Genomic DNA, 22,741 nt, shown 5'->3' with positions numbered 1-22,741 from the left:
CGGACGCGGGCCGCCGCTCGCCGCGCAGGCGGCCCTCGCGCGCGGCGCCCGCCGGCCGTATACCCGGTCCATGCGTTCCGCCCTCCACGCGCTGCCCTCCGCGGCTGTCGTCCTCCTCGGCCTGGGCCTCGGCGCCGGCTGCGGCGGCCCGGATGAGCCGCAGGCCCTCGGGCCGGTCCTGCTGGTCGGCATGGACGGTCTCGATCCGACCATCGTCGCCGAGCTGCTCCACGACGGGCGCCTGCCGAACTTCGCGCGCTTTGCCGAACAGGGCGTGCTCGGCCGGCTGACGACCCTCGAGCCGACCTACTCGCCGGTGATCTGGACCACCATCGCCACCGGCCAGGCGCTCACCGCCCACGGCATCGACTTCTTCATCGACACCCGCTCGACGGGCCTGCCCTACACCAGCGAGGCGCGCCGCGTGCCGGCGCTGTGGAACATCGTGTCCGACGCGGGGCTGGGCGTCGACGTGGTCGGTTGGTGGGTGAGCTGGCCGGCGGAGCCGGTCAACGGGCGCATCCTGGCCAGCTACGCGGCCCAGGCCCAGGCGCACGTGATCTGGAAGGCGGCCTACGACGCCGACCAAGTGCCGGAGCAGACCTGGCCCGAGGACCTGTGGGACGTGGTGCGCGACGACATCGTCTTCGCCGAGGATCGCGAGCAGGTGCAGCAGCAGTTCAACAGCCGCTTCAAGGTCCCGGACATCCAGGACGAGCCCGTGCCGCGGCTGGTGCGTGACCTGGCCTGGACCCTTTCGGCGGATCGCTCGAACCTCGCGGTCGCCGAGCGCTTCCTGTCCGACGATCCCGGCGACCTGGTGATGACCTACCTGGGCCTTCCGGACGTGGCCGGCCACCGCTTTTGGCGCTACCACGCGCCCGGGGACTTCCATTACGAAGTGCCGCCGGCGCATCTCGACGCCCTGGGTGATGTCTTGAACTTGGCCTACGTGGACGTGGACGAGGCCCTCGGCCGACTGATGTCCCTGGTTGACGAGCGCTGGACGATCCTCCTGTGCTCCGACCACGGCATGCACGCGGATCCGCTGATGCTCGACGACCCGGTCTCCCTGGGTTCGGGTCACCACCTGGACGCGCCGCCGGGGATCTTTGGCGCCCTGGGACGCGGGATCGCCGCCGGCGGCGAACACCTGGGCGACGCGCCCCTGGGCACGGTCTTCGACGTAGCGCCGACGGTCCTGCGCCTGCTCGGGCTGCCGCAACCGGAGCACTGGCCTTCGGTCGCCTCGGGCAACGGGCTCGATCGCGTGCTCGATCCGGAGTTCGCCCGCGCGAACCCGGCGCGCACCTGCGAGAGCCCGGACCTCGATTGGGTCAGGGCCCACCCGCGCTCGTTGCCCCGCTCGCCCACCGAACACGCCAACGAGGACTTCACCGATCAGCTCGACGCGCTCGGCTACTTGGACTCGCTGAACAAGCCAACCGGGGACGCCGACCAGAACTGAACGCGGTCGCGCCGGCGCTCAGTTGCGCAGTCGCCACAGCCGCCAGCCCGCGTTAGCCGCGGAGGGCTCGCGGACAGAGCCCGGCAGGGCCGCCTCGAGGTTGGCCAGCAACTCGTCGACGGCCGCCTGGGCCGAGGGCGGAACGGCGGTGGGGATCGCGAGCCAAGTGGTCGCCTGCTCCAGGCCCAGGTCGTTCTGGCTCAGTTGAGTGGCCTCGTAGCTGCCCGGCGTGACGGGCAACAGCGTGCGCCAGGCGTAGAAACTGGTGGCCGGGCCCAGACCAAGGGCGCCGGGGTACCAGGCCACGTCGCCGGCGGGGAGCAGCTCGGCCAGGGCGGGCCCGAGGCGCGAAGGCGCCGGCAGGAGCGGAGCCGCCGCCGACGACTGACCGAGCTCGGGCCCCGCACCGCGCCAACGTCCGTGGAGCTGCGCCGAGCGCAGACCGCCTTCGACCACGACCGCCAGCGCCGCGGTCAGGACCAGCCAGCGCGCGGCGGGTGTTGCTCCGCTCGACAGACGCGCGATCAGCACGCCCGCGGCCGCCGCCAAGCCCGGCACTAGGTGCAGGATGAAGGGGTCCTGGGGATCGCGGGTGTGGCGGTAGAAGGCGAGCTGCATGGCGCAGCCGCCGACGACCAGGGCCAGGGCCAGGTGCGCGGAGAGGTCGGCGTCTCGCGTCCCGTCCCCGTGGCTGCGGCGCAGCATGCGCCCGACCCCGATCGCCAGGCCACCGGCGGCGAGGAGCGACAGGGCGATCCCGACCTCCTCCGTGAGCAGTTTCGCCTGCACCCCGAGCCAGGTGCCCAGGGGCGTCGTGCCATCGAGCAGGGGCGCGACCATCGTGCGCACGCGGCTGCCGAGCGTTCCCATCGATTCCCCGTGCTGCTCGAGCAGTGCGCCCGCGCGGGCGCCGTGCAGCGCCAGCGGAGCCAGGCTCCCAGCGACCGCCGCGCCGGTCAGCCGCGCCGCGCGCGACCAACCGCAGGCGGGCAGCAAGAGAGCCAGGGCCGCCGCGGTGAACAAGGCGGCATAGGTCACGGCGCCGGCGCAGGCGAAGGCCGCGAAGGTCGCGGCCAACCAAGCCGCGCGACCACCGCGCGCGTAACACACCGCCGCCGCCACGCCCGCGAGGACGAAGGGCACGGTGGGGTTCTCGTAGTTGACCAGGCCCGCGTAGAGCAGCGCCGCCGGCGTCCAGGCGTAGAAGAGCGTCGCGTACCAGGCTGCGCGGCGGCAGCCGGCCGCGCGCAGGGCCAAGAACAACGCCACGAGCCCGAGCAGGTTGAGCGCCATGAACGGCGCGCGCAGGGGCGCTTCGATCCCCGCCGGCGGCAGACCCTCCCGCCAGGCCTGGTCCCAGCCGTCAGGTGCGAACAGGGCCAGGGACGACCAGGCCAACCACGGCACCGTGGGGGGGTGGTTGGCGTAGAGGTACCAGGTGTCCGGCGCGGCGGGGTCCAGGTCGAGGTTGACCACCGGGTAGCCGTCGCCGGCTCCGCGGGGTAGCAAGGTGTGCGCCGGGTGAGCGCCCTCCAGCCGCTCATAGTTGATGGCGCAGACCGCGAAGAAGGCGCCCTGGAATCCGTCGAACTGTCGGTCCAGGGGCTCGGCCACTTGGACCAGGCGCAGGACCACCGCCGCGGCGATCAACAGGCCGAGCAGGCTGCGCTCGAGGACGGAAAGACCGGGGCGACGGCGCGGGTCGGTCGCGGCGGAGGGTTCGGCGGGCGACGGCACGGCGCCATCGGAACGGCTGACCGAGCCAGGGTCAACGCGATACTGCTCGCTCATGGCCCGCGCGCGATCACCAGGGCGAAGACCTCGTCCCGGTCGTCGGTGAAGCGCTCGACCGTGCCGTGGCGGAAGAAGATCTCGATCAGCGCCGGCTCGAGCCGCTGCTCGCCCAGTCCCAGGCGCGCGGAGAGCACGGAGTCGCGTAGCACGACGACGCTGTGCCCGCTCGCGAGGTGCGCCTCGACCTGGGCCTCGATCGCGGCCAGGTCCTCCTCGCGCGCGAAGCGCGCGGCGTCGACGATCGAATGGGCCTCGACCCCCGGGCGCTCGGCGCGCAGCACGGCGTAGTGCTGCAGCCCCGTGAGCGAGAGCACCAGCGCCTGGGGACCGGCCTCGGCGAGGACGCGGTCTACGCGGTCATCCATCGTGGTGGCGCGGTTGGGCTCGATCAGCGAGCTCCAGTTGCCAGCTACGAGCAGCAGCGCAGCGAGGCTGGTGAGGCCGACGGCGCGCCTCCTGGGCGGCGCGTGGGTCGACGCCGCCAGGACCAGCACCAGGCTCAGGGGCAGCAGCGTGCCCGCGTGGTACTCCATGTTCCCCGGTTGCCACCAGGTGAAGAAGGCGTGTCTCACCACGGTGTAGACCAACAGGCCGAGCAGGGCGCCGCGCAGGCCGGCAGCTCTCTCACCGCGCCGCGCTCCGCGCGCCGGCCAGGCCGCGGCGACGAGCAGCGCGGTCGTCGCCAGGGAAGCGACGGTCGTTGCGCCCGGGTAGCGCACGCCGAAGTGCAGTGCGTGCTGCAGGGTGACCGCGCCCAGCTGGAGGTCGAACCAACTCGGCAGTCCGCCGCCCCATTCGCCCAGGTCCGCCAGGCCGCGCAGCCAGGGCAGGAACCCCACGTCGCCGGCGGCCGACCAGACCGCGAAGTAGGTCGCCAGGGAGGCGCAGCCGGCGAGGGCGATGACTCGGGTCGCCGCGGGCAACGGCAGCAGCAGGGGCAAGGCGATCGCCACGAACACGGCGTCCTGGCGCATCACCGTCGCGAGCAGGAGCCACAGGGCCAGGACGGGCACGCGCAGCGCAATCAGGCCCAGGCGCGCGCGCAGGGCTTCGACCAGGAGACCGGCCACGCAGGCGGTAGCGGGTAGGTAGGACTCGCCGACCGCGGCGTAGAGCCAGTTTCCCGCGGCCGCGCAGAAGGCCACCACCAGGGCCAGGGCCAGGCGCGCGCCGCACAGCTCGCGGGCGAAGCGGTGCAGGATGACGGCAGTGACGGCGCCGCCCGCGGACGAGATCCAGATCTGCGCGTGCAGGGCGTCGACCACCGAGCTCGTCCCTTGGCCGAACAGGCCCAGGACCTGGAGCGCGAGCCAGGCGAGGGGGTGGAAGCCGAGGTGATGGGGGTTGGCCAGGGCATGGGTGCCGCTGGCTCGAAGGCCCACCGCGTAGGGCACCACGTCGTTGCCCAGGATCAGGGCGTCCGACCAGACCGGGACGCTGAACAGGAAGAAAGCCAGGCTGGCCAAGCCGACCGCGAGGTCGCCCGCGAGGTGGGAGCGTGGATCTTCGGTGGCCGCGGTGGAGGAGCTCACGGACCGAATTGGAGCAAACTCGCCGCGGGTCCAACCACGGCGCCCTCGGATTCGGGTCGTCGAGGGGCGCGGGTGGCGATCGACGGGGCCTACGCGCGGCAGCGATCGAGAGGGTCGAATCGAGCGTGCCTCGCTGGCCGAGGACGTCATGGCCCGATGCGTGGAGGCCGCTCCGGGAGTTGCGCCTCGGGAGGTGCTCGCCGTCAGCCCCGATGGCGCGCCAGTGCGTCGCCGGCGGAGCGAGCCAGTCGGTCGACGCGTTCGCGCACATGCTCCGGCGTCAACTCGGCTAGGACCCGACCGGTGCGCCGCCAAAGCTCGCCGTCGCGGCCTGCGAGCCGAGCTCGTACCCCGAGGGGCTCGTCGCCCGTCAGCGCCTTCTCGGACAAGCGGCCGACCAACTCCGCGACTACCGAGGTGGCAGCCTCGCGGTAGGAGGCGGGCGAGATCGCGAGCCGGCGCACGAGCTCGTCCATGCGACCGCGGAAGGCGTGGCGCACCGATAGCTCGGTCGGCTCCGCCAACACCCGGCCCGCGAGCACGCTGAGTTGGTAGCTGGCTTCCCGCCCGTCGGTGGCGAGGGACTCCCCGACCAAATGGGCGGACATGCGTTCGACCGCATCGGCGAGTCGCAACGCCTCGACGGTCAGAGCCTCTTCCGCTGAAGCACACTCGAGCGCGTCGCGCAGATCGAGGTCGTGGGCCGCGAAGGCACGCCACAGGCGTCGCAGGTCGACCCCGCCCGCCGCCGATCCAAGGTCCGCCCTTCCCCGGGTGCCGCTGTCGGAGCTGTCGTCAGATCTACACTCCGGTCCGGTCGCCTCGTGGGCCCCTTCCTCGGGCACATCCGATCGGCTCGGTTCGACGCCACGGACCGCGGTCGACTGCAGCACGCGCAGCCGGCTCGCCAGCTCGCGCGTTCGCGCGCGTTCCGAGTCCAACTGCCGCTCGAGCTCGGCGATGCGACCTTGCGCGGCTCTCAGCTCGATAGCGGTCTGATCTGTCGTGTCCGAATCGGTAGCGATCGACTCGCTCCCAGCCAGCCCGCCACCCGCGGGCGTCGAGCCGGGGCTGGCCCTCAAGCCCGGGCTGGCCACCAGGCGCTGCGTCGCGTCCTTCGCGGGAGCTTCGCGGTCGAGCTGCGCCGTGCTCGGCAGCAGGCCCGGAGCTGCATCGAGTCCCGTGGTGCTGTCGGTGGGTGGGGAAGGACGCCGTAGGTTGTCCGTCTGCTGTCTCGCATCGCCACCGGTGGTCACGCGCAACGGTCTGGTGGAAGCCAGGGGCGTCGTTGCACCGCTGTGCACAGACGTCGAGTTCCCCTCCGAGCTCGACGTTCCCGCAGCGGCTGACGGCACCACTCGAGTGGCGGACTCGATCACCCTGCCGTCGGAACCCACGGCTTCGATTCTCAACCGCGTGCCGGTTCCGCCCAGCTCGATCGTCTCCCCACTCGAGATCAGCAGGGCTCCCTTGAGGCGGACTCCATCGTGGAAGGTCCCGTTCAGGGAGCTGCAGTCCGCCACCACCAGGCCGCTCAGGATCCGCAGGTGCAAGCTGCTGACCGTGGGCTCGTCGAGGCGCAGGTCGTTGTCCACCGAGCGCCCGACCGACAGGGAGTTCCCCTGGACCTCCACGGTGCGGAGGGTCGTGTCGCCGTCGGAGCTGATGACGCGAACGCGAATCAAGGGAAGGTCCAGAAAGTCGGGCGATGCGGCCATTCGGGGGAGCCAGCCAGCTGTCGGGACGCGACGCGCACCGGCTCCCGAAGCACCGAACGGAGATGGCGGCGCCGGTGAACGGACAAGGGCGCGCCCGGCTCGTATTCTCTCGTCCGGGCCCTGCCTCCGAGAGCTGGACAGTGGCGGCTCGGGCCCGGCCGCACCTGGTCCGAAAGCACCTGGTCCGAAAGCACCTGGTCCGAAAGCACCTGGTCCGAAAGCACCTGGTCCGAAAGCACCGCGCCCCGGATCGACCGAGGGTCGATCCGGGGCGCTGGTTCTCACCGCAGGGCTCGGCTGGCCGGCCTTCCGTGGGGCCGATCGCCGGCGGCCGTCGGCCGCGGTGTCACTTGCCCTTGTTCTGGTAGCGACGACGGAACTTCTCGACGCGGCCGGCAGTGTCGAGCATCTGCGCTTGGCCGGTGTAGAAGGGGTGCGACGAGGCCGAGACGTTGATCTTCACGAGGGGGTACTCGTTGCCGTCTTCGTGGGTGATCGTCTCGCCCGTGCGAATCGTCGAGCGGGTCAGGTAGGACGTTCCGGAGGACACGTCCTTGAAGATCACGGGCCGGTAGTCGGGATGGATGTCGGACTTCATGGCAGGTTCGCTTTCTGCCCCGCGGGTCGTGGTCCGCGGGCGGGGGCGAGTCCGATTGGACCTCGCCGTGTTTCGGGTGGCTGCAGGGGAGGGGGGCGTCAGGCAGAGGGCGCGCGATCGGTGCTCACTCCACCGTGAGTAGGTGGAGACGAGTAGGTGGAGACGAGTAGGTGGAGACGAGCAGGTGGAGACCAGCTCGGCGCGCGGGCGGGCCCGAGACGAGTTCCAGCGGAGCCTGACTCCGTCAGGAGCCCGGCTCCGGTCGCTCTACCAGCTCGCCTTGCGAACGCCGGGGATCTCGCCCAGCAGCGAGAGGTCGCGGAACATGTTCCGGCACATGCCGAACTTGCGGTAGTTGCCGCGGGAACGCCCGGTCAGGTGGCAACGACGGCGCACGCGGACGGCGCTGGCGTCGCGGGGCATCTTGCGCAGCTTGAGGTAGGCGCGCTCGCGATCTTCCTCGGTCGCGTCGGGGTGCTTGATCAGCGCGAGGAGCTCGGCGCGACGCTCGGCGTACTGCAGCACGGTCTCGCGGCGGCGCTGGTTCTTAACGATGAGGCTCGTCTTGGCCACGGGTGTTCGCTCGGTGGTGGGGCGGATGTGCCCCGGAGGGGCGGAGACTGCGGTCGGGTCGCAGTGCAAAGGACTGGGTTCGGGGCCGCGAAGCGACCCCAACGGTGCGGGGCCGGATTCTGGGTCCGAGGCGCCGAATCGGGCCGAGAAGTATGCCAATCGGGCCGGGGAGGCGCTAGCCCACAGCGGCCACCAGGATCCGCGCCCGGGGCGGAGCGCTCCCCGGCCGCAGGTGGTTGCGGACCGGAAATCGGACCGAGTATCTGGCTCCAGGGCGGCGTCCGGGCCCGCCGCAGCCGCTAGCATTCCGCCCATGAGTTCCAAGAAGCTCGACGACGTCCAGGACGGGGCGGTCGTCGCTATCTACTACACCTTGACCAACGACGCCGGCGAGGTGCTCGACACCAATCGCAAGGGGGGCCATGCGCTGAGCTACCTTCACGGCGTCGGAAACATCGTCCCTGGCCTCGAGAAGGCCCTCGTGGGGGCTAGCAGGGGCCAGACCGTGAAGGTCGCCGTCAGCCCCGAAGAGGGCTACGGGGTCCGCCGGGACGAGCTGCTCGAGCAGGTCCCGCGCAGCGCCTTCCCGCCCGAAGCGCCGGTGGAGCCGGGCCGCGTCTTCCACGGCAAGCAGCCCGACGGACGCACCATGCAGATCCGCATCCACGCCGTGGAGGGGGACCAGGTCACGGTCGACCACAACCACCCCCTGGCGGGCGAGACGCTCCACTTCGACGTCACGATCGACAAGATTCGGCCGGCGACCGACGAAGAGAAGCAGCACGGCCACGCCCACGGCGCCGGCGGACATCACCACTGAGCCGGTACGACACTCAGCCGGGACGATCGTGAGCCCGATGCTGCCGGGTAGGCGTTCGTCCGGTGCCAGGCACAGAACCGCCGCCTACTTGGAGCCCCCCAGTCGCCTTCGGCGGCTGGGGGGCTCCAAGTAGGCGGCGGTTCTGTGCCTGGCACCGGACGAACGTGGCACCGTACGAACGCCTACCCGGCGACGCCGCAGTCAGCCCCCGCCGTCAGCCCCCGCAGTCAGCCCCCGCGGTGTACCGCAGGCGCCTCGGGCAGCTCGATCGCCGGCTCGTCGGCCAGCTCCACCCGCGGGCAGTCCGAATACAGGCGCTCGATGTCGTAGTACTCGCGCGCCTCCGGCTGGAGGATGTGGACCACGACGTCGCCGTAGTCGAGCACGACCCACCATCCCAGCTCCACGCCTTCGGGCCGGGGGTGTTGGTGCCCGGCAGCCTTCAGTCGCACGTGGAGGTCGTTGTAGAGCGCCCTCACGTGCGCGCGGCTGGTGCCGCTGACGATCACGAAGTAGTCGGCCACCTTGAGCTGGTCGCCGACTTCGATCACCTGGATCTCCTCGCCCTTTTTCTCGTCCGCGATTCGGGCCGCGACGACGGCGAGCTGTTTGGCGTCGATGATGGGGGTCTCCGGAAGGTTCGGTGCGTGGACGGGGTCGATCGGGGAGCGGGGGGCCGCCAAGCGCGGGATTGCCCCGCTCAAGGCTAGCCTGCTCGCCCCAGGAAGCATCAGGCGGGGCGGGCCCGATTGGCCCACCCCGCCCAAAGCACTGCCGATTCGGCCCTTAGATCACGCGCCGAAGGGTCTGAGTTGACTAGCGGAGGAACAGGGGCAGGAACACGAGTCCCACCACCGTCATCAGCTTGACCAGGATGTTGAGGGAGGGGCCGGAGGTGTCCTTGAAGGGATCACCGACCGTGTCGCCGACGACGGCGGCGTGGTGGGCGTCAGAGCCCTTGCCGCCGTGGGCGCCGGTGGTCTCGATGAACTTCTTCGCGTTGTCCCAGGCGCCGCCGGCGTTGGACATGAAGATCGCCATCGAGACGCCCGAGACGAGGGCGCCGGCGAGCATGCCGCCGAGGGCTTGGACGCTCCACAGACCCATCAGGATCGGCGCGGCCACGGCCAGCATGCCGGGGACGATCATCTGACGCAGGGAACCGGCGGTCGAGATCTCGACGCAGCGCGCGGAGTCCGGCTCGGCCTTGCCCTCGAGCAGGCCGGGGATCTCGCGGAACTGGCGACGGATCTCGTCGACCATCTTGTTCGCGGCGTTGCCGACCGCGCGCATGGTCATGGCGCTGAACACGAAGGGCAGCATGCCGCCCATCAGGAGGCCGATCAGCACGTTGACCTCGGTGATCGCCAGGCTGTAGGCGCCGGGGTCGGCCTGGACTCGCGGGCTGGCGAGCAGCGTCTCGTTGAAGGCAGCGAACAGTGCCAGCGCGGTGAGCGCCGCCGAACCGATCGCGAAGCCCTTGCCGATGGCTGCCGTCGTGTTGCCACAGGCGTCCAGGGCGTCCGTGCGCTCACGCACTTCCTTGGGCAGCTCGGCCATTTCGGCCAGGCCGCCGGCGTTGTCGGCCACCGGGCCGTAGGCGTCGACGCCGAGAGAGATACCCAGGGTCGAGAGCATGCCGACGGCGGCGATGGCGACGCCGTAGGTGCCGGCCCAGCCGTAGGCCAGGGCGATGCCGACGCAGATCACGACCAGGGGCAGGGCCACCGACTCCATGCCCGTCGCCAGGCCGTGGATGATGTTCGTCGCCGCGCCGGTCTCCGACTGCTTGGCGATGTTGGTTACGGGCTTGGTGCCCGAGCCGGTGTAGTACTCGGTGATCTTGCCGACGACCACGCCGACGATCAGACCCGCGACGATGGCGTAGAAGTAGTTGGCCGGTGCCGGGGCCGCGCTGCCGTCGGCGAGCGTCTCCGGGAAGGCGATCAGCTCGCCGAAGCACACGGCGGCCATGCCCGCCACGACCACGACCGAAGCGACGATCAGGCCGCGGAACAGGGCCGAATGCAGGCCGTGCTCGTCGGTGGCCTTCACGAAGAAGGTGCCGATGATGGAGCCGATCACGCCGATCGCCGCGACGATCAGGGGCAGGATCACCATGTTGGCGCCTGCCTCCGAAGCGTCGGCCGCACCGATGAACGTGGCCACACCGAGGATCATCGTCGCGATGATCGAGCCGGCGTAGGACTCGAACAGGTCGGCGCCCATGCCCGCCACGTCACCGACGTTGTCGCCGACGTTGTCCGCGATGGTGCCCGGATTGCGGGGGTCGTCCTCGGGGATGCCCGCTTCAACCTTGCCCACCAGGTCGGCGCCGACGTCGGCGGCCTTGGTGAAGATACCGCCGCCGACGCGCGCGAAGAGGGCGATCGAGGAGGCGCCGAAGGAGAAGCCGAGCACCTCGTTCAGGGCCTCGGTGGTGTAGCCACCATCACGGGTGTAGAGCCAGGTGAAGATCGCGACGCCCATCAGCGCCAGGCCAACCACGCTCATGCCCATCACGATGCCCGAGCTGAAGGAGACGCCCAGGGCTTCCTGCAGGCTCTTGGTCGCGGCTTGGGTGGTGCGCAGGGCGGCGCGGGTCGCCGTATGCATGCCCACGTAACCGGCGATACCGGAGGCGACGGCACCGAACACGAAGGCGATCGCCGTCTTCGGGGCCAGGGTGGTGGCGATCACGATCGCGACGATGATCACGAACACCGTCAGCCAGCGGTACTCGGCACGCAGGAACGCTGCGGCGCCCTCCTGGACCCGCCTCGAGATGATTTGCATCGCCTCGGTGCCGGTGTCCTGGCCCATGATCCACTTGAACTTGACGAACGCGAACACCAGCGCGAGCGCGGCGAGGGCGATGGCGACGTAGAGCATTGACGGTCCTTGAAGGCGCTTGGCCTGGAGACGTTTTGACCTGGCTGCCGCTGGCGGACTGCTCGAGTGCAGGGTCCGGTTGGTCGCGCGGCAGAGTCTCGGGGAGCGGGACCTGGTCGATCGCCAGTGGATCGAAGGCAGGTCCGCGGGTGAGTTGAGGTCGTGGGGGGGTGATCGGCGGCGGCGCAGCAGCAGCGAGCGGACTCGAGCGAGGACGATCGTTGGGACGCGCGGCCGGCGAGGACGATAGACGCGCCCCGCTCCGACTCCCCCGGGTGGGAGGTATCGCGACGGGGCCGTAGGGGACGGGAAGACGCTTCCGAGGCGAGGGACGCTCCGCGCGGGAACCTCCCCGGGCCGGCCCTGTCGGGGGCCCGACCGATTTCGGGGCGGACAGGATACGCGCGGGCTCGCGCGGGGTCCACGGCGGGGGAGTTCGAGCCGCGCCTTCCGGGGCCAGATCGGCGGGCTTCGAAGCGCCCACCCAGGGGCCACGGGCCGAGCGGCAGGGGGACTGCCGAGCTCAGGCGGACGGGTCGGAATCCGAGGGCCCCACGGGTGGGCTCTGGCCTCCGGCGGCGATCCTCGGCTGCCCCTGCGCCGGGTCGGAGGCCGCCTGCGGGCTTCGCGGGGGGGCGATTGTCGACTCCTGCGCACCCTCGGCGCCCTCGGCACCCACGGCCCGCAGGGACCGCTCGCGCCCGTTCTTGGCCCGCCGCTTGGCCCTCCCGCGCCGGTGGCGGCGGCGGATCAAGTAGGCGATCACCACCACGAAGACCACCGCGGCGGCCACGATCTGGAAGGTCTCCAGCTCCGACCGCAGGCGCTCGACGTTCTGCCCGAACAGCAGGCCCAGGTAGAGGGCCACGGGCACTTGGATCAGCGCCCCAGCCGCGTCGAGGGTCAGCCAATGGCCGACCTTCATCCGCATCGAGCCGGCCAGGAAGTAGCTCGGCCAGCGCAGCCCGGGGAAGAACCGACAGGAGAAGATCGCCCAGTTCCGGTGCGCCTGGAAGCGCCGCTCCAGCCGCCGGAAGCGCCGCGGATGGATCAGACGGCGCACGAAACGCAGGCGCAGGGCTTCGGGCCCCCAGACCCGGCCGACGGTGTAGGGCACCGCGTCGCCCAGGAGCACCCCGGCCAGGCAGACGACCAGCATGGTCCAGTAGTCGTGTCCCTCGTGGATCAGGAGACCGGCTCCGATCAGCGAGAGTTCCTCCGGCAGGGGCAGGCCGAAGCCGCACAGGACCAGGACGACGAAGGGACCCAGGTACCCGTATTGGGCGATCCAGTCCTGGGCGAAGGTCGAGAGGTCGAGCAGCAGCATCGCGGGGGCGAATCGGGATCATAGCGGTCCGATGTCGGCGCCTCCCGGTCGAGGATGGCTATGCTCGCCGCGCCCGACTCCCATCCCCCGACCGGAGCCACACCAGCCTTGAGGAATCGACCGCGCCGCAACCGTCGCCTCCCGGCTCTGCGCGCCTTCGCGCGCGAGGCCGAGTTGAGCCCCTCCAGGCTCGTCCTGCCGTTGTTCATCCACGAGCGCGGCGACGACGTGCCGATCGCCTCGATGCCTGGTTGCGCGCGTCTGTCTCCCGAGGGGCTGCTGCGTGAGGTCGAGGGCGCCCTGGGCGAGGGGATCGGCTCCGTGGTGCTCTTCCCGGCCGTGGAAGATGGGCTCAAGACTCTCGATGGCGCCGAGGCCACCAACGACGAGGGCCTGGTGCCGCGCTCGATTCGCGCCCTGAAAGCGCGTTTCGGCGAGCTGGTGGTGATCACCGACGTGGCCCTCGATCCCTATTCGAGCGACGGGCACGACGGCCTGGTGGCCCCCGACGGCCGGATCCTGAACGACGAGACCGTCGAGGTGCTCTGCCGCCAGGCCCTGGCCCAGGCCCGCGCCGGCGCGGACGTGGTGGCGCCTAGCGACATGATGGACGGACGGGTGGGCGCGATCCGCGACGCCCTCGACGCCGAGGGGCACACCGAGGTCTCGATCCTCAGCTACACGGCCAAGTACGCCTCGGCCTTCTACGGCCCCTTCCGCGAGGCGCTGGATTCGGCACCCAAGGGCGGTGGCAAGCAGACCTACCAGATGGACCCGGCCAACGCGCGCGAGGCCGAGCGCGAGCTCGCCCTGGACGTGGCCGAGGGCGCCGACATGGTGATGGTCAAGCCGGCGGGGCCCTACCTGGACGTGATCCGGCTCTTGCGCGAGCGCACCGACCTGCCGGTGGCGGCGTACCAGGTCAGCGGCGAGTACGCGATGCTGCACGCAGCCGCGGAGCGCGGCTGGCTCGATCTGCGCTCCACCGCGCTCGAGAGTCTGCTCTCGATCCGGCGCGCGGGAGCCGACGTGATCCTGACCTACTTCGCCCGCCAGGCAGCGCGCTGGTTGGCCCAGTAGACGACTAACAGGCTTGTCATCCACGGGGGTGGGGCTCTCCGTCAGGATCGGTGCGGCGCCAGCGTCGCACGTCCGCCCGCTCCAGCAGCGGGCGCTCCCTACGTGTAGCGCGGCGCCACCACCTCCAACCCCGACCCGGGAGCCTGAGTATGGGCGCGCGCCAACGTCCCCCCCTCGCGACCGCCCTGGCGGTCCTCCTCGCCGGTCCGCTCGTGGCCGCCAACGCGCAGACCTGGGACTCGGGCCTCGCCTTTCCGGACGCGACCCAACCGCGCCTGGCGCCGATCGGACTGACCCTCGGCGGCGAAGTCCTGGCGGTCGGCGGCTCGCCCTACCTCAACGGCGGCGACTCCGACTGCTCTTCCCACGGACTGATCCCCGGGGGCGCATGGGTCGAGCACGCCTGGCTCGAGGGACCGATCATCGACCAGGGCGGCGGCATCGATGCCCTGGGACGGATCATCGTCTTCGGCGGCAAGGACGGCATCGATCCGGAGGGCGACGAAGGTGGCGCCTACGTCTACGACCTCGACCAGGGCAAGCAGGGCAACGTGCCCGACCGCAGCTCCCTGGCCCCCGCCACCGGCTTCGCCTGGTGCACGGACCATCAGGGCCGCATCTACTCCATCGGCGGGGGGCCCGGGTCGCAGGGCGGCAACAGCACTCGCGTCGAGCGCTACGACGCCCCCACGAACACCTGGCAGGTGGTGCCGCCCCTGCCCTCGGCTCGATCGGGTGCCGCGGCCGTGGTCGCCGGGGACGGGCGCATCCTGGTCATCGGTGGCTTCGGGCCCTCAGGCGGTCAGCCGCTCGCCTCCATCCTGGTCCTCGACCCGGCCACCGACCTGTGGACCAGCGGCGACTTCACCGACCTGCCCGTGGGCCTCAGCGGAGCCCGCGCAGCCCTCGGAGCCGACGGCCGCATCTACGTGGTCGGCGGGCGCTCCGCAGGCTTCCTGATCGAGGCGCGCACCTGGGTCCTCGATCCGGCAGCCAACGCTTGGGTGGCGGGCCCGGACCTGCAGATCGGGCGCTACCGCTTCGGCCTGACCCTCGGGCCCGATCAGCGCCTCTACGCCCTCGGTGGATCCGACGGCAACGGCGGGACCCACACGGTAGAGACCCTCTACACGCCGACTTGCCCGTCGGTGGTCTCCGGCGGAGTGGCCACCCCTTGGGTCGGTATGGACGGCTTGCTCGAGGCCTTCGTGGCCGGCGGGCCGCCTTTCGACCTGCGCTGGGAGAAGGACGGCCAGCCGCTGTTCGACGGACCGGCGGCGGGAGGCGGCTCGTACGTCGGCGCCGACACGTCGAACCTGCGGATCGATGGTGTGGGCCTCGCCGATGCCGGGAGCTACCGGTTGGTGGCGACCAACGGCTGCGGGACCGACAGCGGCGATCCTGTCGTCCTCGCGCCCCACGAGTCTCCGGCACTGGGTCCCTACGCCACCATTCAGTCCTTCGGGGTCCTGTCGAGCGCTGGCTCGACCGGTGTGGCTTCCGATGGGCCGCTGGTCGTAGGACAGGGGAGTGCGCCGGCGCCCCCGAATCCGGACCAGCCACAAGCGTTGGTGTGGAACGCCGAGGGTCAGCTGGTCGCGAACCTGACGCCCTCGAATTCCGTCGGCTCCGGCGTCGCCGACGTGGAGCAGGGCTCGATCGTCGGTTGGTGGTGGTGGCCCTACACCACGACCCAAGGCACCGGCTACTACCAGCACGCCGCCCGGTGGGACGCCGACACGCTCCAACACCACGAGATGCAGCCCAGCGGTTGGGAGATCGGGTCGATCAGCGACACCGACGGGACCGGCTACGTGGGCACCCTGCGTTTCGACGAGTCCAGCACCAACGGCGATGGGGCGTACTGGCCCGGGGGCTCGACCTCCTTCGTCAAGCTGACCCCGCCGGAGTTCTGGGGCAGCGGCGCGAGTGCCATCGACGGCGGCCACCAGTACGGTTCGGCTCACCTGGGCTTCGGCGTCGTCCATGCGATGCGTTGGTCGGGCTCGGCGGCGAGCTACGAGGACTTCGGTCCCGAGGGCGCCGGCTACAGTGCGATCAACGGCGCCCGGGACGGCCAGGCGGTCGGCCAGGCCCGATTCTCCGGTGTGGACCACGCGCAACTGTGGGGCGTCGACGCCGACGATCGGGTGGACCTGCACCCCGCGAGCGCGACGTCGAGTTCCGCCAGCGACTGTGATGGCGGGATCCAGCTCGGCGTGGTCGTGACCACCGGCGTGGGGTCGCGGCCCGTGCTCTGGCGCGGCACGGCTGAGGATCGCGTGGATCTCTACGACCTGCTTACCAGCGGCCCCTGGGAGTCGGCTCAGGCGAACGACGTCGAGGTCGCAGACTGCGGCCTGGTGGCGGTGACCGGTTCGGGCTACGACTCGGACTCGGGCACGTACACCCCGCTGCAATGGCGCTTCCAACCACGCTCGATGGTCGCGGAGCCGACGGAACTTTCGGTCGCGACGGGTGGGACCCAGGACCTGTGGCTCGCCCTCGGGAGCGAATACGCCGGCAGCCCCTATCTGGTGCTGGGCTCTTCGAGCGGGACCTCTCCGGGCCTGCCCCTGGCTGCGGGCGTGGTGTTGCCCCTGGTGCCCGACGGCTACACCACCTGGACCCTGGGTCAGGCCAACGGAGCGGTGTTCGACGACACCCTCGGAACACTCAGCTCCTTTGGCGGCGCCCACGGAGCGATCGTGCTGCCCGGCGGACTGCCGCCGACCCTGGCGGGGACTTCCTTACACCACGCCGCGATCTTCTTCGGCGCGGGCGGCGCGATCGACCAGGTCAGCGAAGCCGAGCCCCTGGTCCTCGGACCGTGACACCCGGCGCTCGGGCAGTCGATGCCCTGCCGAACTGAGGAGCGAGGGCGGACGGGCGGGGACGTCAATGGCCCGCCCGTCCGCCGTTCGGGGCCGCCGCTCGAATCTCGGGTGTCCCGCCAGCGGCCAGGGCGCGACCGGCGCGGGGAACGAGCTGCGCGCTGCTCCTGTAACGACTGCGAAAGTTGAGGTCGGTATCGGCCGCCCGGATGTCCGCATCGGGGGCCCGGCCGACTCCCCGTCCAACCCACGGACCACGGTGCTCGGGTGCCGCCCCTCGGCCGGGCCGGCCGGTGTGGGGTGGTCGTATAGACTGCTTCCCCGGGCCGCTGCGCCCTAGCCGTCGCGCACTTCGCACGTTCGCCGCGAGCGCCTCCGTCGGCCCCTCGGACTGAATTCCGCCGCCTCGCCATGCTGACTACTTCGATCGTCGCGCCCCTGCTGCTCTCGGCACTGCCCTCGGCACCGGCCCAGTTCCCCGTGACGCCAGTGGTGCGACCGCCCGCGACCCTGCGCAAGCTCGCTGAGCAGCCCGGCATCGCCATCGGCTTGGTTCCCGGCGCAACGATCGATCAAGCCCTCTCTGGAACGGGCGCGAACGTCGTCGACGCGATACCCGCGCTCGGCGTCTTCCTGGCCAAGGTTCCCAAGGGCACGCCGCCGATCGAGTACGAACAGATCGTCGAGTTCATCGCCGCCAAGCCGGAGACGCTGTTCGCCGAGGCGGACCGCGACGTCTCGCCGCCGGAGTTGGGCGGCTGCTCGGTCGCGCCCATCTTTCCCGGGGCGCAGGACTGCACGGTGGCCTTCTTCGACGGCAACCCGTCGACGGGCAAATACTACGGTCAGCCGGCGGCGGTGCAGATCGGCGCGGACCTGGCCGCACAGTTCCTGGGCGAGACCCAGACCGTCGTCGCCGTGATCGACACAGGCGTCGACCCGACCCATCCCCTGCTCGCGGCCAGCATGTTTTCGCCTGGCGCGGACTTGGTCGACGGGCCGGGACCGGCGATCGACGTCGGCAACGGTTTGGACGACGACAAGGACGGCTTGATCGACGAGGCCTTCGGCCACGGGACCCACGCCGCCGGATTGATCGTTCTGATTCACCCGGGCGCGCTGATCCAGCCCTACCGCGTGCTCGACTCCGATGGTGACGGTTCGGCGTTCGATGTGGCCGTGGCGATCCTGGCGGCAGTGGACGCCGGCGTCGACGTGATCAACTTGAGCCTGGGCATGACCGGACCGTCGATTCCGGTGCAGCAGGCGATCGAGATCGCGTCCCAGGCCGGAATCGCCGTGATTGCCTCCGCCGGCAACACCGAGGGGCCCCTGCTCTACCCGGCTGCCTACCCGCAGGCGAGCGCGGTCGCTGCGGTCGACTCCCTCGACGTCCTGGCTTCCTTCTCGGCCTACGGTCCGGGGATCTCCATCTCGGCGCCGGGGGTCGACCTCTACAGCTCGATGCCGGGCGGAGCCTACGCCTGGTGGAGCGGGACCTCGATGGCGACGGCTGTGGCGAGCGGGGCCGTGTCATTGACGCGCTCGATCGCCGCCGACGCGGGCGATGACCATGGCGACGACGATGACGACGACGATGACGACGACGATGATGATGATGACGGCGGAGGCGACGATGACGACGATGCTCAGGCCTTGGCCCCGGGCGGTGGAGTCGGCAGTGCGATCGACGGCGCAGCGGCCCTCGAGCTGATCAAGCTCTCGGCCCACCCGATCGATGCCCTCAACCCCGGCTTCGAGGGGCAGCTCGGCTCCGGACGTCTGAGCGCGATCGCCGCTGCCCTGCTGTTGGTCGAGAACAACGATTGAAGCGTCGATCGAGGAGTCGGACCGGGTCGCACGGGGCTTGACCGGCCTCGATGTGGGCGCCCGGGCCGATTTCCCTCGGCTTGGCCCGCTGATTGGTGTGGCCCGCCGCGCTAGGCTGCGCCGATCGTGAGTCAGACAGTCGAGGAGCTCTTCGAGCGCGCGCGCTCGGGCGACGGGCGCGCCTGGTCGGCCTTGGTCGATCGCTGTGCCGATGGGGTGCACTTCGCCGTGCTCTCGGCCGGCATCTCGGGCGACGAGGCCGACGACGCCGAGCAGGCCGCGTGGATGATCCTGCACCGACACATGGACGGTGTCCGCTCGCCCGGTGCGATCGTCGGTTGGGTCGCGACCACGGCCATTCGAGAAGGCCGCCGCGCGCGGCGCAGGGCCCGCAGCAGGCGCGACGTGGAAGAGCTGGCGAGCGAAGACCGCTCCGAGATCGAACCCGAGCAGCCCCAGGATCTCGCCATACGGGCCGAGCGGGTCCTCGGCGTGCGTGCGGGTCTGGACCGACTGGGCTCACCCTGCCGGGAACTGCTGCTGGCCCTGTTCGGATCCGGCGAGGAGGCGTCCTACGCCAGCGTCGGGGAGCAGCTCGGGATGGCCGTCGGCAGCATCGGCCCGACCCGCGCGCGTTGCCTCGCCAAGCTGGCGCGAGTCCTGGATCCCGACCTGTGAATCCCGAAGCCGAGCAACGGTCCGCGCTGTCCACAGAATCGCGGACTGCGGGTATCTCGCCTCCGGGTGGCACCCTCTCGTCGGCGGAGAACCGATGAACTGCCCCAGCCTCGAAGACCTCGTCGCCCTGTTCGATCCCGCTGGAGGCGCCGGGCTCGATCCTGTTGAAGGCTCCGCAAGTGGCGCAGCGGCCGCTGCGAGCGCCCGCAGACAACACGTCGATGGCGGTTGTCCCCGCTGCGACCAGCGGCTCGCTTTCCTGTCGACCCTGGTGGGGGACCTGCGCTCCCTGCCCCTCGAGCCGGCCTCGGCGGCCACCGTCGGGGCGGCGCGGGCCCTGGGTGCGCCGGTGCCCTTGGGACAGGGCGCCACTTCGGGCGAGGGCTCAATCAAGTCCGGTTGGCGAGACCTCATCGCCGTGCTGATGCCTCGCAGCGAGGCCGTGCCTGCGGTGCGGTCCTCCGCCGCCTCGAATCCGCCCCAGCTCTACCGAACCGCGGGTTACGAGATCGACCTGACCCTGCTCGAATCGGGAGCACTCCTCGGACAGGTGCTTCCGGAAGATCCGGACGCCCCGGGGCTCGGGGACGGGGACGTCTACCTCTACGGACCCGACTGCGCCCAGGCCACGGACCTGTTGGTCACCGGGGAGTTCCGCTTCGCATCGGTGGCGCCCGACCGGTTCTCGCTGGTGATCGCCGCCAACGCGACGCGGATCGTCGTTCAGGATGTCGACCTCCAGCCCCGTTGACCGTTCCCGCTCCGCTCGATGACTTCGCGCTGACCCTGCTGGCGCGAAGAGGCGAAGCCCCCGAGTGGGGCCAGTTCGCCCGTTTGCCCCTGCCCGAGCGCGAGATCGTCGTGGAGCGGCTGAAGGCCGAGGTCGACCAACGGGTGCGCTCGGCTCCGCCCACGGCGCTCGAGGCGGCGCAGGCCCTGATGCGAGCGGTGGAGCTCGTGCCCGGGCGGCGCGCCCTGGGCCTGCGCGGTCGGGCCGCGGCCTTCCACATGAACGGCCAGAGCGAGGCCGCCCTGTGCGACTACGAAGAGGCGGCCGGTCTCTACACGGACCTCGGCGACGAGGAGCAGCTCGCGCGGGTGCTGCGCAGCATGGTGGACGTGTTGCACCGCGCCGGGAAGGTCGAGCGGGCCTTGGCGGTGGGAGAGCAGGCGCGCGAGATCTTCGACCGTCGCGGCGAACAGCGCCTGTTGGCGCAGCTCGAGGTCAACCTCGGCAACGTGCGCCTGCGCTGCGGCGAGCTGCTGCTGGCTGCCGATTGCTACGCCACGGCCCTTTCGCGTTTCGAAGCCTGCGGCGACGAGGTCGGCGGCGCCTTTGCGACCTTCAGCCTGGCCAACCTCGATCGGGACGGCGGTCGCCTGTCGTCGGCGGAGCTGCGCTACCGCGGTGCGCGCGAAGCCTGGCAGGCGGCCGGGCTCGAGGCCCACGTGGCCGACTGCGACCACAGCCTGGCGGCGCTCGACGCGCGCCAGGGACGCTTCGCGGCGGCGATCCTCGAGCTCGAGCAAGCGCGGCGCCTGTACCTCGAGACCTCGCGACCCACGGGCGTGCCCGAGTGCGACCTCGAGTTGGCGGAGATCCACTTCCGCCTGGACGCCTGGTACGACGCCCTCGAGTGCGCGGAGCGCGCCGCGATCGGCTTCCGCGCCAGCGGCTACGAGCTGGAGCTGGGCCGGGCCCTGTCCCTGTCGGGACTGGCGCGCGAGCGCGTCGGCGACGTGGCCGGCGCGGTGCGCGACATGGACCAGGCCGAGGAGTTCTTCGCGGCCTTCGGCAATCAGGTGCAGTTGGCTGCGCTGACCGTGCACCGGGCCGCGCTGCTGCTCGACGCGGGCGCCGCCGAACAGGCCCTGCCGATCGTCGAGGACGCCCTGGCCGAGCTGAAGCGCGAGCGCCATCACCTGCTCGCGGACCTGGCCGGCGTGGTTCGCATCCGCGCTCTGGCGGCCGTCGGACGCGCGGACGAGGCGGTCTCCGCGGTCCACGCCCTGCTCGCCCGCGAGGCACACTCGCCCCTGGACGCCCTGGTGCGGATCGAGGCCCACCAGGTCGAGGCGGGCATCCACCGCCGCCTGGGCCGCGCCGCGGAGGAGCGCCGCGCCCTGCAGGACGCGATCACGGTGGTCGAGTCGAGCTACGCCGAGGTCCTGGGCGCCGACGCGCGCATCGCCTACTTCCGCGGTCGCCACGCGCTGTTCGAGAACCTGGCCTGGAACCTGCTCGAGTCGGGGACCGCGCTCGAGGTGCGCGAGGCCCTGCGGGTCCTGGAGGCCGGCCGGGGTCGCAGCCGCCGGGAGGATCGCCGACGCGAGGACTCGGCCGACGCGCGCGAGCTGCGCGAGCGCATGGACTGGATGCTCTCCCGACGCCTCGACGCCGAGCTCGCGCGCCCGGCGGCGGGCGGCGTGCCCACGGATGTCGAGCTGACCAATTGCGAGCGGGCCCTGTTGCGCGCGGAGCGCTCGGCCAGCCGGGCTCCCTCGAGGCCGGCGCAGGAGGAGCGCCTCGACGGGCTCCTGGCCTGCCGCGAGGAGGGCGAGACGCTGCTCGTGTACCTGGTCTCGGCGCGCGGCGCGGCGGCCCTGGTGGTTGACGACCGCGGACTGCGCAAGGTGCCCCTGAGCGCGACCCTGGACGAGATCGCCGCCCTGCGCGACCGGCTGCGGGTCCAGATCCACAAGTACCAACTGGGCAGCGAGTACCTCGCCCGGCAAGAGCGTCGCCTGCGCCGCTCCTTCGACTCGATCCTGTCGGCCCTGGGCGAGCTGCTGCTCGCGCCCTTGGTCGGCGACCTCGACGGCGGCCCGCTGGTGATCGTGCCCTACGGCGGTCTGCACGGCCTGCCCTTCCACGCCATGAACGTGGGCGGCGAGCCCCTCGTGGTGCGCTGCGAGGTCAGCTACTCGCCCAGCCTCGGCCTGCTCGCCGATCGACGCCGGCGGGCCTCGGCGAGCGAGCCCCAGCGCGGCGTGCTGATCGTCGGAACCGAGGACGCCCGCGCCCCGCGCATCGCGCGCGAGGCGGACGCCGCCGCCCAGCACTATGGCAACCGCGTCGAGGCCCTCGAGCCCACCGACCTGCGCGGCCGCCTGGCCCAGGGGTGTTCCGCGTCCCTGCTCCACATCGGCGCCCACGGCAGCTTCCGTGCCGACCACCCCCTGTTCTCCGGCCTCGACCTCGGCGGAACTTTCCTGACCGCCTTCGACCTGCGCGCGATGGAGATCGACGTGGACCTGGTCGTGCTCAGCGGCTGCGAGACCAGCCGCCAGGTCCGCCTCGCCGGCGAAGAGCTCTTCGGCCTCCAACGCGCCCTCTTCGACGCCGGCGTCGGCGCCGTCCTCGGCAGCCTGTGGCCCGTCCTCGACGACCCCACCGCCGAACTGATGAGCCGCTTCTACCGCCGCCTGGCCCAGGGCGAGTCCGCCCGCCGCGCCCTCGCCGGCGCCCAACGTGAAACCCTGGCCGGCGGCGCCAGTCCCCTGGCCTGGGCCCCCTTCGCCCTGGTCGGCGACGGGCTGCGGGTTTGTCCTGCTTGAACGGGCTCAGGGATCAGTCCCTCAGCTGACGAGCGGCTT

16 protein-coding genes are annotated in these 22,741 nt (G+C 71.4%); 8 read left to right on the top strand and 8 right to left on the bottom strand.

Translation table 11 applies throughout. From position 1 onward, the window contains the following. Positions 1-70 precede the first annotated feature (70 nt). A complete protein-coding gene (locus Pla133_RS18295; RefSeq protein ID WP_145067887.1) occupies positions 71-1,468 on the top strand; it encodes an alkaline phosphatase family protein in 1,398 nt (465 codons plus the stop codon). Positions 1,469-1,486: 18 nt separating this feature from the next. Here the strand turns inward: Pla133_RS18295 and Pla133_RS18290 are convergent, their stop codons facing one another. From Pla133_RS18290 to rpsN, 5 genes are all read right to left on the bottom strand, one after another. Continuing rightward, complete coding sequence (locus Pla133_RS18290) at positions 1,487-3,259, bottom strand: hypothetical protein (RefSeq protein ID WP_145067885.1); 1,773 nt, start codon at positions 3,257-3,259, stop codon at positions 1,487-1,489. Beyond that, positions 3,256-4,794, bottom strand: a complete 1,539-nt coding sequence (locus Pla133_RS18285; RefSeq protein WP_145067883.1) for a hypothetical protein — start codon at positions 4,792-4,794, stop codon at positions 3,256-3,258. Before Pla133_RS18285 ends, Pla133_RS18290 begins: the two co-directional genes overlap by 4 nt. A gap of 203 nt (positions 4,795-4,997) precedes the next feature. Then, positions 4,998-6,479 carry an FHA domain-containing protein gene (locus tag Pla133_RS18280; RefSeq protein WP_419191701.1) on the bottom strand — a complete coding sequence of 494 codons (1,482 nt, stop codon included), beginning with the start codon at positions 6,477-6,479 and terminating at the stop codon, positions 4,998-5,000. 379 nt (positions 6,480-6,858) lie between these two features. Continuing rightward, on the bottom strand, positions 6,859-7,110 hold the full coding sequence (locus Pla133_RS18275; RefSeq protein ID WP_145067879.1) for a type B 50S ribosomal protein L31: 252 nt from the start codon (positions 7,108-7,110) through the stop codon (positions 6,859-6,861). Between the two features lie 267 nt (positions 7,111-7,377). Beyond that, positions 7,378-7,683 carry a 30S ribosomal protein S14 gene (gene rpsN, locus Pla133_RS18270; RefSeq protein ID WP_145067877.1) on the bottom strand — a complete coding sequence of 102 codons (306 nt, stop codon included), beginning with the start codon at positions 7,681-7,683 and terminating at the stop codon, positions 7,378-7,380. A gap of 313 nt (positions 7,684-7,996) precedes the next feature. Here rpsN and Pla133_RS18265 point away from each other — a divergent pair, with 313 nt between their 5' ends. Further along, positions 7,997-8,503, top strand: coding sequence for an FKBP-type peptidyl-prolyl cis-trans isomerase (locus Pla133_RS18265; RefSeq protein WP_145067875.1), 507 nt, complete (start codon positions 7,997-7,999; stop codon positions 8,501-8,503). A 227-nt stretch (positions 8,504-8,730) separates the two neighbouring features. Here the strand turns inward: Pla133_RS18265 and rsfS are convergent, their stop codons facing one another. The 3 genes from rsfS to Pla133_RS18250 all read right to left on the bottom strand — a co-directional run bounded on the left by rsfS (position 8,731) and on the right by Pla133_RS18250 (position 12,722). Beyond that, positions 8,731-9,207, bottom strand: a complete 477-nt coding sequence (gene rsfS, locus Pla133_RS18260) for a ribosome silencing factor (protein ID WP_419191700.1) — start codon at positions 9,205-9,207, stop codon at positions 8,731-8,733. Positions 9,208-9,319: 112 nt separating this feature from the next. Then, on the bottom strand, positions 9,320-11,395 hold the full coding sequence (locus Pla133_RS18255; RefSeq protein WP_145067871.1) for a sodium-translocating pyrophosphatase: 2,076 nt from the start codon (positions 11,393-11,395) through the stop codon (positions 9,320-9,322). A 523-nt stretch (positions 11,396-11,918) separates the two neighbouring features. Next, positions 11,919-12,722 carry a DedA family protein gene (locus Pla133_RS18250; protein WP_145067869.1) on the bottom strand — a complete coding sequence of 268 codons (804 nt, stop codon included), beginning with the start codon at positions 12,720-12,722 and terminating at the stop codon, positions 11,919-11,921. A 60-nt stretch (positions 12,723-12,782) separates the two neighbouring features. Between Pla133_RS18250 and hemB the strand changes: the two genes are divergently transcribed. From hemB to Pla133_RS18220, 6 genes are all read left to right on the top strand, one after another. Next, entirely contained in the window at positions 12,783-13,802 is a 1,020-nt protein-coding gene (gene hemB / locus Pla133_RS18245; RefSeq protein ID WP_145067867.1) for a porphobilinogen synthase, read from the top strand. Positions 13,803-13,951: 149 nt separating this feature from the next. Continuing rightward, positions 13,952-16,636 (top strand): Kelch repeat-containing protein, encoded by a 2,685-nt coding sequence (locus Pla133_RS18240; RefSeq protein WP_145067865.1) that lies wholly within the window; start codon positions 13,952-13,954, stop codon positions 16,634-16,636. A gap of 411 nt (positions 16,637-17,047) precedes the next feature. Next, a complete protein-coding gene (locus tag Pla133_RS18235) occupies positions 17,048-18,466 on the top strand; it encodes a S8 family serine peptidase (protein WP_145067863.1) in 1,419 nt (472 codons plus the stop codon). Between the two features lie 126 nt (positions 18,467-18,592). Beyond that, positions 18,593-19,144: an RNA polymerase sigma factor gene (locus Pla133_RS18230; protein WP_419191699.1), complete on the top strand. Its 552-nt coding sequence runs from the start codon at positions 18,593-18,595 to the stop codon at positions 19,142-19,144. 94 nt (positions 19,145-19,238) lie between these two features. Then, the gene (locus tag Pla133_RS18225) at positions 19,239-19,895 is read left to right on the top strand and encodes a hypothetical protein (protein ID WP_145067859.1); all 657 of its coding nucleotides are present in this window, start codon (positions 19,239-19,241) and stop codon (positions 19,893-19,895) included. Beyond that, positions 19,892-22,702, top strand: a complete 2,811-nt coding sequence (locus Pla133_RS18220; protein ID WP_145067857.1) for a CHAT domain-containing tetratricopeptide repeat protein — start codon at positions 19,892-19,894, stop codon at positions 22,700-22,702. The genes Pla133_RS18225 and Pla133_RS18220 overlap by 4 nt, the downstream gene beginning before the upstream one ends. Positions 22,703-22,741 lie beyond the last annotated feature (39 nt).

The organism is Engelhardtia mirabilis (genome assembly GCF_007748095.1).
GTDB lineage: Bacteria > Planctomycetota > UBA1135 > UBA1135.
This window is presented reverse-complemented; position numbering and strand designations above follow the sequence as displayed.